The following is a 15152-nucleotide window of genomic DNA, read 5'->3' on the forward strand; positions in this document are numbered from 1 at the left end:
GACTTTGACCAGCAATGGCCGACGAGAACACCCCTGTGACACCCGAACCCGCGACGCCCGAGGAAGTCACCGTCCCCGGTGTGGGCATGCGTGTCGAGCCCGTCGGGCTCGAGACGGAGATGCAGCGCTCCTACCTCGACTACGCGATGTCCGTCATCGTCTCGCGTGCGCTGCCCGACGTACGGGACGGTCTCAAGCCCGTCCACCGCCGGGTGCTGTACGCGATGTACGACGGCGGCTACCGCCCCGAGAAGGGGTTCTACAAGTGCGCCCGCGTCGTCGGTGACGTCATGGGTACGTACCACCCGCACGGCGACTCCTCCATCTACGACGCCCTGGTGCGCCTCGCGCAGCACTGGTCGATGCGCATGCCGCTGGTGGACTCCAACGGCAACTTCGGTTCCCCGGGCAACGACCCGGCCGCCGCCATGCGGTACACCGAGTGCAAGATGATCCCGCTGTCCATGGAGATGGTCCGGGACATCGACGAGGAGACCGTCAACTTCCAGGACAACTACGACGGCCGCAACCAGGAGCCGACGGTCCTGCCGGCGCGCTTCCCGAACCTGCTGGTCAACGGCTCCGCGGGGATCGCGGTCGGCATGGCGACCAACATCCCGCCGCACAACCTGCGCGAGGTCGCCGCCGGTGCCCAGTGGTATCTGGAGCACCCCGAGGCCTCGCACGAGGAGCTGCTGGACGCGCTGATCGAGCGCATCAAGGGCCCCGACTTCCCGACCGGCGCGCTGGTCGTGGGCCGCAAGGGCATCGAGGAGGCGTACCGCACCGGCCGTGGCTCCATCACGATGCGCGCGGTCGTCGCGGTCGAGGAGATCCAGGGCCGCCAGTGCCTGGTCGTCACGGAGCTTCCGTACCAGACCAACCCCGACAACCTCGCGCAGAAGATCGCCGACCTGGTCAAGGACGGCAAGGTCGGCGGGATCGCGGACGTCCGGGACGAGACCTCCTCGCGTACGGGTCAGCGCCTGGTCGTCGTGCTCAAGCGCGACGCGGTCGCCAAGGTCGTCCTGAACAACCTGTACAAGCACACCGACCTCCAGTCGAACTTCGGCGCCAACATGCTGGCGCTCGTCGACGGGGTGCCGCGCACGCTGTCGATCGACGCGTTCATCCGCCACTGGGTGACGCACCAGATCGAGGTCATCGTCCGGCGCACGAGGTTCCGGCTGCGCAAGGCCGAGGAGCGGGCGCACATCCTGCGCGGCCTCCTGAAGGCCCTGGACGCCATCGACGAGGTCATCGCCCTCATCCGGCGCTCCAACACCGTGGAGATCGCGCGTGAGGGCCTGATGGGCCTGCTGGAGATCGACGAGATCCAGGCGAACGCGATCCTGGAGATGCAGCTGCGCCGGCTGGCCGCGCTGGAGCACCAGAAGATCACCGCCGAGCACGACGAGCTCCAGGCGAAGATCAACGAGTACAAGGCGATCCTGGCCTCGCCCGAGCGGCAGCGCCAGATCGTCAGCGAGGAGCTGGCGGCGATCGTCGAGAAGTTCGGCGACGACCGGCGCTCCAAGCTGGTGCCCTTCGACGGTGACATGTCCATCGAGGACCTGATCGCCGAGGAGGACATCGTCGTCACGATCTCCCGCAGCGGCTATGTGAAGCGCACGAAGACGGACGACTACCGCTCGCAGAAGCGCGGCGGCAAGGGCGTACGCGGGACGAAGCTCAGGGAAGACGACATCGTCGACCACTTCTTCGTATCGACGACGCACCACTGGCTGCTGTTCTTCACGAACAAGGGCCGCGTCTACCGGGCGAAGGCGTACGAGCTCCCGGACGCCGGCCGGGACGCGCGCGGTCAGCACGTCGCCAACCTGCTGGCCTTCCAGCCGGACGAGAAGATCGCCCAGATCCTGGCGATCCGCGACTACGAGGCCGTGCCGTACCTGATCCTGGCCACGAAGGGCGGTCTCGTGAAGAAGACCGCGCTCAAGGACTACGACTCGCCCCGCTCGGGTGGTGTCATCGCGATCAACCTGCGCGAGATGCCGGACGGCGGCGACGACGAGCTGATCGGTGCCGAGCTGGTGTCGGCCGAGGACGACCTGCTGCTCATCAGCAGGAAGGCGCAGTCGATCAGGTTCACCGCGACGGACGACGCGCTGCGCCCGATGGGCCGTGCCACGTCGGGTGTGAAGGGCATGAGTTTCCGTGAGGGAGACGAACTGCTCTCGATGAATGTCGTCCGGCCCGGTACGTTCGTGTTCACCGCAACCGACGGCGGGTACGCCAAGCGCACCCCCGTCGACGAGTACCGCGTCCAGGGTCGTGGCGGCCTCGGCATCAAGGCTGCCAAGATCGTGGAGGACCGGGGCTCGCTCGTCGGTGCGCTGGTGGTCGAGGAGACGGACGAGATCCTCGCCATCACGCTCGGCGGTGGTGTGATTCGTACGCGAGTCAATGAAGTCAGGGAGACGGGCCGTGACACCATGGGCGTCCAACTGATCAATCTGGGCAAGCGGGATGCCGTCGTCGGCATCGCGCGCAATGCCGAGGCCGGTCGTGAGGCGGAAGAGGTCGATGGGGCCGATGATGCTGATGGCGAGACGGCCGAGGTCCACGCCGAGAGCGTGGTAGAGGGCACTGTCGAGGGCACGGAGCCTTCGACCGGGGAGCACGAGGAGTAGAGCGTGAGTGGAGCCACGGGCGCCGGTTCGGCCGCTTCCGGAGCAGGGGCGAACGGTGCCCGTGGCCCTGCCACGGACTCCCAAGGGGGCACTGTGACGGACACACGAGGGCCTCAGCCCCAGTACGAGGGTTACGCGACCGGGCCGCTGCCCGGCGAGCGTGAGCCCGCACCGGGGCCGTCGGGGCCGTACCACCCGCCTCAGGCGTACCCGTCGCCGGCGGGTGGCACCCAGGGCGGCGGCACGCTCGGCGGCGCGCAGGGCGTGGGCGGCGCCCAGGCGACGCGCAAGCCGCGTACGGGGGCGCGGACCACTCCGCGTACCCGCAAGGCCCGTCTGCGGGTGGCCAAGGCCGACCCGTGGTCGGTGATGAAGGTCAGCTTCCTGCTGTCGATCGCCCTGGGCATCTGCACGGTGGTGGCGGCGGCGGTCCTGTGGATGGTGATGGACGCGATGGGCGTCTTCTCCACCGTGGGCGGCACGATCAGCGAGGCCACCGGCTCGAACGAGAGCAACGGCTTCGATCTGCAGTCGTTCCTCTCGCTGCCGCGCGTGCTCATCTTCACCTCGGTCATCGCCGTGATCGACGTGGTGCTGGCGACCGCGCTGGCGACGCTGGGCGCCTTCATCTACAACCTGTCGGCGGGCTTCGTGGGCGGCGTCGAGCTCACGCTGGCCGAGGACGAGTAGCGCGCCGAGTATCGATTTTGGGACTGGCCCCGACGTGCGCTAATCTTCAGAAGTCAGCGCGAGAGCGCGGCGGGGCTATAGCTCAGTTGGTTAGAGCGCATCCCTGATAAGGATGAGGCCACAGGTTCAAATCCTGTTAGCCCCACAGCGGCGTAACGCCAGGTCAGAAGGCCGGTAGATCCCAGGATCTACCGGCCTTCTGCATGTACTGCTCGTGCCCGTCCAGCCGTGCAACCTTCCCGCCGCTTCACGAGTCTTCGCGCTGTACCCCTTCGCACAGCGTGAAAGGTCCCCGTGCACCCGAAGAGTCTCGCCGTCACCCGGGCCGGTGGCGTCATGTCCGCCGTCGTCCTGGGCAGCCTGCTGGTCGCGGTCCCGGAGGCGACAGCCGCCGGCCCCGCTTGCTCGGCCAACGTCTACAAGCGGACGTTCTACAAGAGCACCTCGTTCTCCGGCAAACCGGTGAGGACCGACTGCGACAGCGCGATCAGCCAGAGCTGGTCCGGCCGCCCGGCCGCCGGCCTGCCGTCGGACAAGTTCGGTGTCCGCTGGTCGGTGACCCGTGACTTCGGCTCCGGCGGGCCCTTCACCTTCTCCGCCTCGGCCACCGACGGCGTCCGCGTCTACCTGGACGGGGTCCGCAAGATCGACCTGTGGAAGAACACCGGCAACTCCGCCCGTACCAAGAGCGTCCACGTCACCATCCCGTCCGGCAAGCACACCCTCCGCGTCGATCACGTGAACTGGTCCGGCGCCGCGAAGGTCGCGTACACCTATAAGCCCCGGACCTCCGCCACGTACGACAAGAGGAAGCCGCTCGCCCCCACCGGGGTGAAGACCGCCTACAACGTCAAGAACCGCAAGACGACCGTCTCCTGGGCCGCCAACAAGGAGATGGACCTGCGCAACTACTCCCTCTACCGGCGGCCCGTCGACTCCGGTGGCTGGACGAAGGTCGCCACGACCACCGCCCGCAGCCACACCGATCCCCTGGTGAACTCCGACGACCGCACGGCGTACCTCTACGAGGTCCGCGCCGCGGACCGGGCGGGCAACGTGTCGACGGGCAGTGCGGACGCCATCGTCCGTCCCCTGCCGGTCGTCGCCTCCCTGACCGGCGCCTACGACAGCAGGACCGGCAAGGTCACGCTGAAGTGGCCGCTCAACACCGAGCCGCACTTCGACCACTACACGGTCCTGAGCAACGACATGGTCAACGGCTCCTACGTCTGGGTGCCGCTCGGCACCACCAAGGGCAACACCTGGACCACCGGCCCCGTCACCTCCGACGGGGAGTGGCGCCACTATCGGGTCCTCGTCACCAACGACGGCGGCACGACCACCTACAGCTGGCACGGGCTCTTGGCCGGTGCCGACAACGAGGTCTGGCTCGAAGTGCCCGACGGCATCGCCCCCGCTTACGCCCCCGACCTGGCGCTGGGATCGTGCGCGACCGGCGTCCAGGCGACCGCCACCGACTACACGCCGGGACAGCTCCGCGACTTCAACGGCTTCGCGATCGAGCGGCGTGAGGTGGGCACTGAAGCCTGGTCGGTCATCCTGCGCAAGGGGTACGACCCGCGCGGCACCTACGCCACTGCCACGGTCTGCGACCCGTTGCCGGCCGACGGGCGCACCTTCGAGTACCGGGCCCGTACGTACGACACGGCCGGGAACCACTCCCCGTACAGCGATGTGGTCGCCATGACCCTGCCGGAGGGCTGACGGCCGGACCTCCATGGCGGTCTCCCGCGCCGTACGGAAGGGCCCCGGACGCACGGGAAGGGCCCCCGGTCGGTGTGTACCGACCAGGGGCCCCGGAGTGCGGTGGCGCCGGGGTCAGGGGGGCGGTGCCGGGGAGTCGCCTTCCGGGGCCGTGTGGTGGGGGCCGGAGGTGCGGGCGGTCGTCGGGTCGGCCGACAGGTGGCGGGTGGCCGGGGAGGAGCCGTGGGCCTCGGCCCGGATGCGCTGCTTCATCGTGGGCGGCAGGGCCCGGTCACGCGGGAGGGTCCATCGGACCGAGGGGGCGAGTGGAGTTGCCGCGGTGGCACCCGTGTGCTCCTGGGTCGTGGCGCTCGGCTGCGTGGCGTTCGTGGCGTTCGTGGCGCTCGCCGTGGCGGTGGCGAGGCCCAGCGACGCCAGCAGGGCGAAGAAGGCGGTGATGAAGGCGGTCCAGATGCTCTTGGGCTTGAAGGTTCTCATGGCCCCTCGCTTTCGGGTGGTCCGGTTGCTGGCTTCTCCGATCATGTGGATCCGGGCCGCGTTTTCGGGGAGCGACGCCCGCGCTGCGCCGATCTTCGGATTAACACCACTCGTATGGTGCAACCGGGCCTGACGGGCCGTCCGGAACGCGTCGCGGGGGTCGGCGCGGGCCCGTCGGGGTGCCGGTGGCGGGCCGCTTTTGTGTTCCAGGCAGGTCACCGATCGGTATCGGCCGGTGTGTATAGTCGGCGGCTGAAGGCCCCTATTCCAAGGAAAGACGAGGTCGCGCGGTGAAGAAGCTTCTCCTGGTCGCACTGGCTGCCATCGGCGGGCTCCTCGTGTACCGCCAGATCCAGGCGGATCGCGCCGAGCAGGACCTGTGGACGGAGGCGACCGACTCCGTGCCCGCAGGTTCGGGTGTGTGAGACGGCACAGTCTGTTACGAAGCCCCGGCCGCCGAGCGGCCGGGGCTTCGTGCTGTCCGGGGCCCCGGATCCGTCGTGCTGTTGCGGGACCGTGACGTCTCGCCCTTGAGTTCACCTCAGCAAATTAGTAGCTTGCTGAAGCAAATGGGCTTGGGTCGGGGGCGGCAGCGAGGGCAGGAACGCGGACAAGAAGGGTAATCCGGCTGCGGCCGGAGACAGCAGCGGCAGGGGCGGGGCAGGATGGACCGGCATTGCGGTCGCTGCCGGAGCGGGCGGCCCCGGTCATCGTGGCCGGGGGCTCCCCTTCGTACGCAGCCGTCGCGGGGCGGTCATGCGGACGACGAGGGGAAGCGCGTGAAGAGGCAGCGCAACAGGGGCCGGGCGATGGCGGCGGCACTCGCCGCGATGTGCGCGGTGGTGGCGCCGGCGGTGCCGGCGCACGCGGCCGGCCCGCCGGCGTACGCCTTCGCCCCCGACGCGAAGAAGGTGCAGGGCGCGGAGCGCAACGCCGAGGCGTCCGTCCTGGCGGCGGGGGCGGTGTACCGCAGCTCCATCAAGGCGGGCGAGAAGCTCTACTACCGGGTGGACCTCGACAGCGCCACCGACGCCTATGTCTCGGCGGTCGCGGTGCCCAAGAGCGAGGGCTCGGTGGCGTACGGGGACGGCATCACCGTCAGCATCCGGGACCTCAACGACTCCCAGTGCAGCTCGAACCGGACCACCTTCGGCTCGGGCGAGACCCCCCGGCCGATCGCGGCGTACGCCCACCGGACCATCGGCAGGGGCGCGAGCACCACCTGCCAGGGGGCCGGGAAGTACGACGTCCTGGTCGAGCGCGAGAGCAAGGACACCTCGAGTCCCGAGGCCTGGGACCTGGAGCTCCGCTTCGAGCAGGAGCCCGGGCTCAAGGCCGGCGGGCCCACGGAGACCACCGCGCCGAAGGACTGGCCCTCCAGCACGCCCGCCCCGCCCACGGCCGAGCCGGAGAAGCGTACGGGCGGCAGCAGTTACTACGACGCCACCAGCCTGGAGACCGGCGAGTGGATCGACGCCATCGCCCCGGGGCAGACCCGCTTCTACCGGGTTCCGGTCGACTGGGGCCAGCAGATCTACGCCTCCGCCGTGCTCAGCAACACCATCGGCGACACCACCGAGTTCATCGGCAACGCGCTCACCCTGTCGCTGGACAACCCCGCCCAGGGGCACATCGCGGACACGTCCCTCTCGTACTCCGGAAAGTCCGCGAGTACGGCGCTGAAGCCGCTGCCGCCGGTGGCGTACCGCAACCGGTACGACTACAGCTCCCAGGTCAACACCCTGCGCTTCGCCGGGTGGTACTACCTGTCGGTGACGCTCAGCCCGAAGGTCGCCGAGAGCTACGGCAAGGACCCGATCGTGCTGACGATGTCGGTCCAGGTGAAGAACAAGGCCGGTGCGTCGCCGTACGAGGGCGACCCCGGGATCTTCGCCGTCACCGACAAGGACAAGGAGCTGGCCGAGAGCGGCGACAGCGCTCCGAAGGCCGCGAAGAGCGCGACCATGCAGGTGGTCGCGGCGGGCGCGTTCGGGGCGGGCGCCGTGCTGGTGCTCGGCCTCGGCGCCTGGACGCTGCTGGCCCGCCGCCGCGCGGCCGCCGCGGGCGGTCCCGGTCAGGCCCACCACCAGCCGCCGCTCGGGGGGCCGCCGCAGCAGGGCTGGTGACGGCCCCGCCGCCCGTCACATCTGGGTCAGCGCCCAGATACCGACCGCGAAGCAGATCAGCGCCACCACCAGCACCGGGACCGCCACCTTCGGGGGCGGTCCCGGCCGCGTCTGCCGTACGGGGGTGGGCACGGTGGCGTTGCCATGCGCCGGCATGTGGGCGGCGTGGGCTGCGACGGGCTGGAGTTGCTGGTGCTGTTGGTGAGGCGGCTGGTGCTGCTGCTGGGCGGTGTAGGGGCGGGTGGCCGAAGCGTCGTGCGGTACGCCGGAAGTCGGTGCCTGGGAGGGGTCGGGGGCGCCGACGGCGTACGGGGAGGGGGCTGCGGGCTGGGCGGGCAGCGGGGCCGGGGGTGGCGTGGGCTGGTGGAACTGGGCCTGCGGGTGGGGCTGATGTTGCTGCTGGGGCGGGGGTGCCAGGTGGAAACTGCCGGTCTCCGACATGGAGACGGGGGGCGGTGGCGGTACGGACGACTCCTGGGCGGGCGGCTGGGCCGCCTGGGGTGTCTGAGGGGTCGTTACGGGGCCGTCCGGGCCGAACCCCGGGGGCAGCGGCCCGATTTGGTCGAACACCTCCACCGGCTCCTCGTCCGGTCCGGGCTCGGGCAGCATCTCGACCGCCGCGGTCAGCGCCTTGCGCGCCCCCGTCGCCGTACGGAACCGGGCCTGCGGGTCGGGCTGCAGCAGCCCGGCGAGAACCTGCCAGAGCGGCTCCGGGATGCCCTCGGGGGCGCCCGGGGTGCCATGGGCGGCGAAGTGCTGCACCAGCGCCTGGGAGTCGGGCTTCTGGCCCTGGAGGAGGTAGAGGGCGACCAGGCCGACCGCGAAGAGGTCCGCGGGGAAGTCGGGCTCGGCGCCCATCATCTGCTCGGGGGCGAAGTAACCCGGCGTGCCCACCACGTAGTTGGTCTCGGTCAGCCGGGGCTCGCCCTTGCGCATCGAGATGCCGAAGTCGGAGAGGCGCAGATGGGGGCGGCCCGTTCCGGTCGCCTGCATCAGGATGTTGGCCGGCTTGATGTCGCGGTGGACCACCCCTTCGGCGTGCACCGTGGATAGGCCGGAGAGCAGCTGGTCGAGCAGGAGGCAGACGAAGCGCGGCGGCAACGGGCCGTAGTCGCCTATGACATGGGCGAGCGAACCGCCGCTCACCAGCTCCATGGTGAACAGGACCTTGTCGTCGTCGGCGGCCCAGCTGGCCGGGGCCAGGACATGCGGGTGCTCGATGCGCAGCGCCTGCTCGCGGACGAAACGCAGCAGCGTGTGCGCGTCGCTCTGCTGGAGCACCTTGGCCGCCACGTACCTGCGGCGCCGGTGGTCCCAGGCCCGCCAGACGGCGCCGACCCCACCCCGTCCGATCGGATCGATCAGCTCGTACCGACCAGCGAAAACCTCACCCATTGCGCTGCGCCCGCTCCCCGTTCCCGTTGTTGCCGCGGCTCCTGCGGGGACCAGGGGCCCCGGCTGTGTGCGAGGCCCTGGTTCCGTCGTCGTAAGGCCGTACCGTCGTGATCCCGATCCGCTAGCTCTGGTGTCCCTCGTAGTGCGCGACCGCGTCCGCGGTGCGGCCAGCTCCGTACACCCGGAGGAACTCTGCCAGCTCCGGGTGGGTCGGGGCGAGGGCGTCGGCGGCATCGATGATGTCGCCGGCCGCCGCGACCGACCTCAGCAGGGACTGGATCTCGCGCACCACGCGGCGGACAGTGGGGGCGCCGCCGGTCGAGGTGGTCTGGCCGGTGCCGGTCAGCACGGACCCGCCCTGCGACTTCTTGATCTCTTCCATCCGGTCGGTGGCCTCGCCCGCGCTGACGCTGCCGTCCGCGACCTGGCTCGACAGCTCCTGAAGCGCCTGTACGCGCTGGACGACCGCGGGGTTCCCGATCTTGGCCCGCTGGCCGCTCATCAGCTGGGAGAGCATGGGGGCGGACAGCCCGAGAACCGCGGCGAGCCGGGCCTGATTCAGGCCGAGATCATCGATCAGCCGGCGGAAGAGCGCTCCCAACGGCTCCCCGTACCAACTGCGCTGAAGCTCTCTGGCTCTTGCCGTCGCCTCTTGCTGCGCTGCGTCCATGGCGTCTCCCCTTCGCTGCGGCTTCGCTGCTGCGAACCTCGTCGAGCATCTTACGGAGAGTGGTCGCCCACCGGGAGTCCCTATCCTTTTGCAGGATTGGGGGGAGCACCCGGTACTCTGGTCTGCGACGGTGGCTGTGGCACGGATGTGTTCGGCGCTGTCCTTGTTTGCTGTGGTTTCGGGGCCTTAGCTCAGTTGGTAGAGCGCTGCCTTTGCAAGGCAGATGTCAGGAGTTCGAATCTCCTAGGCTCCACTCGCTTCGCACCCCTCTGACCTGCGGAAACGCGGCCAGAGGGGTGTTTTTTGTCTCTGCCGGGCCCGCACGATCTACAACGCCATGACCGACCGCCGCCCGGCGGCTGTCGCGCAGTGCTCCGACGCGGCCGATGTCATGGCCGCGGTCGATTTCGTGCGGGAGCACGGTCTCGAAGCGGCTGTCCGCGGCGGCGGGCACAGCGGTGCGGGACTGTGCCTGGTGGACGACGGGGTCACCATCGACCTGTCGCCGATGCGCGGCGTACGCGTCGACCCGGCCGCGAGGACGGCACAGCTCGGCGACCTCGACCACGCCGCCCACGCCTTCGGCCTCGCCACCCCGGCGGGCATCATGTCGACGACCGGCGTCGGCGGCTCACGCTCGGCGGCGGGCACGGTCACCTCACCCGCGCGTACGGCCTGACCGTGGACAATCTGCTGTCCGCCGACGTGGTGCTCGCCGACGGGAGCTTCGTCACCACGAGCGAGACCGAGAACGCCGACCTGTTCTGGGCGCTGCGCGGCGGCGGGGGAAACTTCGGCATCGTCACCTCGTTCGGCTTCCGGCTGCACCCGGTGGACACCGTCGGGGTCGCGATCACCGTGTGGCCGCTGGACCTCATGCGCGAAGGTGCTCCAGTGGTACCGAGAGTTCCTGCCCCAGGCGCCGGACGAGCTGAACGGCTTCTTCGCCTCGCTGACCGTCCCGCCCGGACCGCCGCTCCCCGAGGCGATCCACGGGCAGCCGATGTGCGGTGTCGTCTGGTGCTCGACCGGCGACCTCGGCGGTCTCGACGAGGCCCTGGCCGCCGTGAACGAACCCGGGCCGCCCGCCTTCCACTTCACGACGCCGATGCCCTACCCCATGCTCCAGACCATGTTCGACGAGCTGATCCCGAAGGGCCTCCAGTGGTACTGGCGCGGGGATTTCTTCGACCGGATCACGGACGACTCGATCGACGTGCACATCAAGTACGCCGGGAGCCTTTCCACCGATCTGACGACCATGCACCTCTACCCGGTCGGCGCGGCGGCGGGCCGCGTCGACCCGGACGACACCGCGTGGGCCTACCGGGACGCCGTCTGGTCCGGGGTCATCGGCGGCATCGACCCCGACCCGGCCAACGCCGCGGCGATCCGGCAGTGGGCGGTGGACTACTGGGAGGAGCTGCACCCGCACTCCATGGGCGGTTCGTACGTGAACTTCATCGGCGTGGGCGAGGGCCAGGAACGTGTCCGGGCCACCTACCGCGGCCACTACGACCGGCTGGCCGCCGTCAAGCAGACGCACGACCCGGACAACTTCTTCCACGCCAACCAGAACATCGGCCCGGCCGGTCCCAGCTGAGACGGGCCGGGCCGAGTTCAGCCGATCCGAGCTGAGCTGCGGGACAGCCCTCCGGCCGTGTCCGGTTCGGCAACCCGGCCCATGAGTTCGGCCGCCCGGGCTCGGTACTCCGTGACCGACGCCATCTTGATGTCCTCGTACCCGCGCACCGCGTCGGGCAGCGACGCGACGTCCAGGGCCAGCGGGAGAGTTGCCGGGCTCAGCGTGGAACAGAGTTCCGTGATCATGGCCTCGTACTCGGTGATCAGCGCCCGCTCCGTACGGCGTACGGAAGCCGTGCCGAACAGGTCGAGCCGGGTGCCCCTGAGATGGCGCATCGCTGCGAGGAGCCGGAAGGCCGGTTTGAACCACGGGCCGAGCACGATCTTCCGGTCCATCCCGAGCGCCCGGAGCGCGGGCGGGTGGAGCCGGTAGGACATCCGCGCGCCCGCCCCGAACCGGGCCTTCACGTCCTGCTCCACGGCGGGGTCCAACGAGAGCCGCGCCACCTCGTACTCGTCCTTGTACGCCATCAGTTTGTACAGGTGCCGGGCCACGGCCTCGGTCAGCGCCGTCGAGCCGGGGACCCGTTCGTCCTCGGCCCGCCGCACGAGCTCGACGAAGCGGACGTAGCGCGTGGCGTAGGCGGTGTTCTGGTACGCGATGAGGTCGGGCACCCGGACACCGAGGAGCCGGGCGAGCTCCGAGCCCGGTGTCGCGCCGACCTGTGCGATCAGCCCGGGTGCGGCGGCGGGAACGGTACTCCGGGGGGCCTTCGGTCCTTCCGCCCCGGCCAGGACCGCGGCGAAGCCGTCGGGGTCCGCGACGGCGAGGCGGCCGTAGCGGAAGGCCTTGAGGTTGTCCTCGACCTTCACCCCGTTGAGGGTGATCGCCTCCTCGACGGCTTCCGCGGGCAGGGGCAGGGCGCCGGTCTGGTGGGCAGCGCCGGTGAGCAGCAGGTTGGCGTACTGGTCCGCCCCCAGCAGGGTGTTGGCCAGGTGCCGGGCGTCGAGGAACACGGCCGTGCGGGCGGCTGCGCGGATGCGGTCCCTGATCGGTCCGGCGTCGGGGAACGACGCCGCCGGGTCGATCACCATCTGCCCGGTCGGGACCTCCGCCGTCGAGACGACCGCCACCGTACGGGCGGGTGTCGCCGCCGCGAGGTGTCCGGTGTCCGCGGCGACGAGCAGGTCACAGCCGAGGTAGAGGTCGCACTCCGCCTCGGCAGCCTTGCCGGCCTGCTGGGTGGGCTCGTCGGTGATCTTGATGTCGGAGACGACCGCGCCGCCCTTCTGCGCGAGCCCGGTCTGGTCCAGGGCCCGGACGTGGCGCCCGGCGAGCGCGGCCGCCGTGCTCAGGATCTGCGCGAGGGTGACGACACCGGAACCGCCCACTCCGGTGATCCGCGTGGTGTGCGAGGCGGCGGGCCGGTACGGCGGCTCGGGCAGAGCGGTGGTGTCCGGCACCGGGGCGGTCCGGAAGGCCGGGGCCGCACCGGCCTTCCCCTTCGCCGGGACGACCGTGAGGAAGGAGGGGCAGTCACCGGCCAGGCACGAGTAGTCCTTGTTGCACGAGGACTGGTCGATCCGCGTCTTGCGGCCGAACTCCGTCTCCACGGGCTGGACCGAGAGGCAGTTGGACTTCTGGCCGCAGTCGCCGCACCCCTCGCACACCCGCTCGTTGATCACGACCCGCTCCGTGGGGTCGGGGGCGAGCCCGCGCTTGCGTCGGCGGCGTAGTTCGGTGGCGCACTCCTGGTCGTGGATGAGCAGGGTGACACCGGGAATCGCCGCGAGAGTCTCCTGGGCCTCGGGCAGCCGGTCACGGTGCCAGACCCGTACGCCCTTGGGGAGCTTCACCTTCCGGTAACGCTTCACGTCCTCGGTGGTGATGATGATCCGGGCGACCCCCTCGGCGAGGAGCCCCTCGGCGATGGCCGGCACCGGCATCACGCCGGCCGGGCGCTGCCCACCGGTCATCGCGACCGCCGAGTTGTACAGCAGCTTGTACGTGACGTTCACCCCGGCCGCGACCGCCGCCCGGACGGCGAGGCTCCCGGAGTGGTGGAAGGTGCCGTCGCCCAGGTTCTGGATCAGGTGGTTCCGCTCCAGGAACGGCTCCATGCCGATCCACTGGGCACCTTCGCCGCCCATCTGCGTCATACCGATCACGTCTCCGGCCTGCGCCGGGTCCATGAGCGTGACCATGGCGTGGCAGCCGATACCGGCACCGACGGTCGACCCCTGCGGAGCCTTGGTCGACAGGTTGTGGGGGCAGCCGGAACAGAAGTACGGGGTACGGGTCAGCAGTGGCAGGAGCGTGCGCGGCCCCTTGCCCCCGTCGCCCATTCCTCTGGAGTCCAGCCACCCCCGCACCGTGGGGAATTCACCGAGGGCCACCAGCCTGGGGGCGAGGCGTGCGGCGATCGTGTCGGGGTCGAGCTCTCCGTCCTGCGGGAACAGCGCGCTGCCGTCCGGGGCGCGCTTGCCGGAGACCGTCGGCATGGCCTCGGAGCCGTAGAGCAGATCCTTGAGCGCCGTCTCGATCAGCGGGCGTTTCTCCTCCACCACGACGATGTGACGCAGCCCGGCCGCGAACCGTTCGACCACCGACGGTTCGAGGGGATGGATCATGCCGAGGTGCAGCAGGCGGACACCGCGATCCGCCAGTTCGGCGTCGTCGAGTCCGATGCCGCGCAGCGCCTGACGGAGGTCGAGGTAGGTCTTGCCGGGGGCGATGATCCCGACGCGGTCGTCCGGTCCCGTGCGGGTGATCCGGTTGAGGCCGTTGGCCGCGGCGTAGCGCCGGGCGATCTCCAGCCGGGCGCCGTCCCTGCTCCGTTCCAGTTCGCCGAGTGCCGGCTGCACCATCCGGGCAGCCACCTTGTGGCGTACCGGTGTGCCGTCGACGTCGGGATCCGGCATGACCGGCGAGACGCGTCCCGCTGTCACGTCGACCGTGCCGGAACCGTCGGCGACGGCGGTCACGATCTTCAGTGCGACCCAGAGTCCGCTGGCCCGCGACATGGCGACGCCGTGGAGTCCGAAGTCGAGCGCCTCCTGCGGGTCGGACGGGTAGAGCGTGGGGATACCGAGGTCGGCCAGGAGCAGTTCGGAGGCGCCGGGGACCGTCGAGGACTTCGCGGCGGGGTCGTCGCCGACCAGGGCGAGCGCACCGCCGTCGGGATGCGTACCCATCAGGTTGTTGTGCCGCAGGGCGTCCGACGCACGGTCCAGACCCGGTGACTTGCCGTACCAGATGCCGGTGATGCCGTCGACGCGCTTGTCGGGCTGCATGGCCGCGAGCTGTGTCCCCTGGACCGCCGTGGCCGCCAGTTCCTCATTGACGCCGGGGCGGAAGACGATGTCGTACTCGTCGAGCAGGTCGCGGCAGCGCTCCAGTTCCATGTCGTAGCCGGCCAGGGGCGAGCCCTCGTAACCGGACACGAAACCGGCGGTACGGCGCCCGGCCCGGCGGTCCGCCCGGCGCAGGTCCAGGGTCAGCCGGGCGAGTGCCTGGATGCCCGTGAGATGGAGGGTGCCCTCCTCACGCACGTACCGGTCCTGAAGCGTTGGGCGCGCTGGTTTCCGCGCGCCCGCGTGATCCGTGCGACCCGCATGGTCTGTGCGACCCGCATGGTCTGTGCGGTCGTCGTGATCCGCGTGGTCCTTGTGGTCCGTGTGATCCTTGTGGTCCATGTGCTTTCCTCCCGCGATGACATCGGCGGTCAACGGCGTACGGGCCGTGCGGGAGGGGGCCCGGCGGACGGCGGAACTCGCCGCCCGCCGGGCCCCTGTGCACGTTTCGTACCGGAATACAGCTGTGCTGCTGAA

At 70.2% G+C, this 15152-nt stretch carries 9 protein-coding genes, 2 tRNA genes and 1 pseudogene; 8 read left to right on the forward strand and 4 right to left on the reverse strand.

All coding sequences use genetic code 11. The annotated features are described in order from the left end of the window. Positions 1–14 precede the first annotated feature (14 nt). The 4 genes from gyrA (at position 15) to ACK8N7_RS18250 (ending at position 5069) form a co-directional block, all read left to right on the forward strand. Positions 15–2654: a DNA gyrase subunit A gene (gene gyrA, locus ACK8N7_RS18235; RefSeq protein WP_500443235.1), complete on the forward strand. Its 2640-nt coding sequence runs from the start codon at positions 15–17 to the stop codon at positions 2652–2654. 93 nt (positions 2655–2747) lie between these two features. Continuing rightward, a complete protein-coding gene (locus tag ACK8N7_RS18240) occupies positions 2748–3344 on the forward strand; it encodes a DUF3566 domain-containing protein (RefSeq protein WP_015609833.1) in 597 nt (198 codons plus the stop codon). 71 nt (positions 3345–3415) lie between these two features. Further along, positions 3416–3489 (forward strand) — tRNA-Ile (locus ACK8N7_RS18245). A gap of 149 nt (positions 3490–3638) precedes the next feature. Continuing rightward, on the forward strand, positions 3639–5069 hold the full coding sequence (locus ACK8N7_RS18250; RefSeq protein WP_500443238.1) for a PA14 domain-containing protein: 1431 nt from the start codon (positions 3639–3641) through the stop codon (positions 5067–5069). A 114-nt stretch (positions 5070–5183) separates the two neighbouring features. Here ACK8N7_RS18250 and ACK8N7_RS18255 read toward each other — a convergent pair whose 3' ends face one another. Beyond that, entirely contained in the window at positions 5184–5546 is a 363-nt protein-coding gene (locus tag ACK8N7_RS18255) for a DUF6344 domain-containing protein (RefSeq protein ID WP_500443240.1), read from the reverse strand. A gap of 290 nt (positions 5547–5836) precedes the next feature. Here ACK8N7_RS18255 and ACK8N7_RS18260 point away from each other — a divergent pair, with 290 nt between their 5' ends. Both ACK8N7_RS18260 and ACK8N7_RS18265 read left to right on the forward strand, forming a co-directional pair. Next, the gene (locus tag ACK8N7_RS18260; RefSeq protein WP_003958712.1) at positions 5837–5971 is read left to right on the forward strand and encodes a DLW-39 family protein; all 135 of its coding nucleotides are present in this window, start codon (positions 5837–5839) and stop codon (positions 5969–5971) included. 384 nt (positions 5972–6355) lie between these two features. Next, positions 6356–7672, forward strand: a complete 1317-nt coding sequence (locus ACK8N7_RS18265) for a hypothetical protein (RefSeq protein ID WP_500445779.1) — start codon at positions 6356–6358, stop codon at positions 7670–7672. A 15-nt stretch (positions 7673–7687) separates the two neighbouring features. On the opposite strand, the gene ACK8N7_RS18270 is transcribed toward ACK8N7_RS18265, so the two are convergent. Further along, the gene (locus ACK8N7_RS18270; RefSeq protein WP_403213641.1) at positions 7688–9067 is read right to left on the reverse strand and encodes a serine/threonine-protein kinase; all 1380 of its coding nucleotides are present in this window, start codon (positions 9065–9067) and stop codon (positions 7688–7690) included. A gap of 121 nt (positions 9068–9188) precedes the next feature. Beyond that, the gene (locus tag ACK8N7_RS18275; protein ID WP_015609814.1) at positions 9189–9737 is read right to left on the reverse strand and encodes a helix-turn-helix domain-containing protein; all 549 of its coding nucleotides are present in this window, start codon (positions 9735–9737) and stop codon (positions 9189–9191) included. A 180-nt stretch (positions 9738–9917) separates the two neighbouring features. Here ACK8N7_RS18275 and ACK8N7_RS18280 point away from each other — a divergent pair. Both ACK8N7_RS18280 and ACK8N7_RS18285 read left to right on the forward strand, forming a co-directional pair. Next, positions 9918–9990 (forward strand) — tRNA-Ala (locus ACK8N7_RS18280). Between the two features lie 63 nt (positions 9991–10053). Beyond that, positions 10054–11340: pseudogene (locus tag ACK8N7_RS18285) on the forward strand (FAD-binding oxidoreductase); the annotation flags it as partial. Between the two features lie 17 nt (positions 11341–11357). Here ACK8N7_RS18285 and ACK8N7_RS18290 read toward each other — a convergent pair. Further along, the gene (locus ACK8N7_RS18290; RefSeq protein WP_500443242.1) at positions 11358–15017 is read right to left on the reverse strand and encodes an indolepyruvate ferredoxin oxidoreductase family protein; all 3660 of its coding nucleotides are present in this window, start codon (positions 15015–15017) and stop codon (positions 11358–11360) included. Positions 15018–15152: the final 135 nt, after the last annotated feature.

Origin of the sequence: Streptomyces griseobrunneus (assembly GCF_046713465.1) — a bacterium.
Taxonomy (GTDB): domain Bacteria; phylum Actinomycetota; class Actinomycetes; order Streptomycetales; family Streptomycetaceae; genus Streptomyces; species Streptomyces microflavus.

Bases quoted from the DNA above. Each gene is read 5' to 3' on its own strand.
- ACK8N7_RS18255 (WP_500443240.1), bottom strand. From the start codon at position 5,546: ATGAGAACCTTCAAGCCCAAGAGCATCTGGACCGCCTTCATCACCGCC.
- ACK8N7_RS18275 (WP_015609814.1), bottom strand. From the start codon at position 9,737: ATGGACGCAGCGCAGCAAGAGGCGACGGCAAGAGCCAGAGAGCTTCAG.
- gyrA (WP_500443235.1), top strand. From the start codon at position 15: ATGGCCGACGAGAACACCCCTGTGACACCCGAACCCGCGACGCCCGAG.
- ACK8N7_RS18290 (WP_500443242.1), bottom strand. From the start codon at position 15,017: ATGGACCACAAGGATCACACGGACCACAAGGACCACGCGGATCACGAC.
- ACK8N7_RS18270 (WP_403213641.1), bottom strand. From the start codon at position 9,067: ATGGGTGAGGTTTTCGCTGGTCGGTACGAGCTGATCGATCCGATCGGA.
- ACK8N7_RS18265 (WP_500445779.1), top strand. From the start codon at position 6,356: ATGGCGGCGGCACTCGCCGCGATGTGCGCGGTGGTGGCGCCGGCGGTG.